We start from the raw sequence: 1,049 nt of genomic DNA on the forward strand, positions 1-1,049 counted from the left end.
AGATCGAGAGCGTTGCGGCGGTGCGGCCGACAGAGAACAATCGTCGCGACAGCACCGTCTCGTTCGATGCTTACGGCCGCACGCTCGATCGTCTCGGCACTCATGAACCACTCCACACGGGAGAGCGCTTCTCGGCAAATGCCGTGGCGCCCTCCTTGGCATCACGAGAGGTGAAGACCGGATCGATGAATTCGCGTTGCGCGACAAAGGCATCCGGATCGGTGTACTTGGAGGACATTGCCAGTACCTGCTTGGTCGCGCGAACAGCCAGTGGACCGTTAGCCGCTACTCGGGCCGCAAGCTCGCGTGCGACGGTCAGCGCGTGTCCCGGTTCGGCGAGCCGATTGACCAAGCCGTGATGATGCGCCACGGTGGCACTGAGTGGATCCCCCGTGATCGCGATTTCCATGGCCAACTGATACGGAAGAATTTTCGGCAGACGTAGGAGTCCGCCGGCGGCCGCGGCAAGTCCCCGCTTCACTTCGGGCAGGCCGAATTTCGCGTCCGTGGACGCCACGATCAAGTCGGCCGCCAAGGCCAGTTCGCAACCGCCGGCGAGTGCCCAACCTTCGACGGCTGCGATCAGCGGCTTCGACGGCGGTGCCTCGGTCAGACCGGCAAAACCACGACCCGGTAGCGATGGCCGCTCTCCGCGCGCAAATCCCTTCAGATCCATACCGGCGCAGAAGGTTCCACCAGATCCGGTCAGAATGCCGATGGTGAGATCGGCCCGTTCCTCGAACTCGTCGATGGCCGCAGCCAAGGCTTCGGCAAGTTCGAGATTGACCGCGTTCTTGGCCTCGGGACGATTGAGGGTGATGACGGCAACGCCGTCGGCGAAGTCGGTGAGCACGACGCTCATGTTCGGTTCCTACTTCCGTGATGAGATTCTTGAAAGGTCACTGCGCGCGAATGCTCCAGCGCACGGGTGTGCCGCCGGACGGTGTCACGATCTCCCGCTTGGCCAAAACAACAAGATGAGCATGGGTTTCGCGGACTGCCAAGCGAAGTAGTCGCGGCGACATCTGTTCGAACGGGCGAGACCAGGA

1 protein-coding gene and 1 pseudogene are annotated in these 1,049 nt (G+C 62.4%); both read right to left on the reverse strand.

Annotation, left to right across the window (positions count from 1 at the left end; translation table 11 throughout):
- Positions 1-100: 100 nt before the first annotated feature.
- The gene (locus tag ACYP01_RS13210; RefSeq protein ID WP_459680463.1) at positions 101-862 is read right to left on the reverse strand and encodes a crotonase/enoyl-CoA hydratase family protein; all 762 of its coding nucleotides are present in this window, start codon (positions 860-862) and stop codon (positions 101-103) included.
- A gap of 37 nt (positions 863-899) precedes the next feature.
- A pseudogene (locus ACYP01_RS13215) lies at positions 900-1,049 on the reverse strand (MBL fold metallo-hydrolase); the annotation flags it as partial.

The organism is Rhodococcus sp. no. 34 (genome assembly GCF_054589475.1).

Excerpts from the sequence above, each read along its gene's own strand:
- ACYP01_RS13210 (WP_459680463.1), bottom strand. The coding sequence starts at position 862 with ATGAGCGTCGTGCTCACCGACTTCGCCGACGGCGTTGCCGTCATCACC.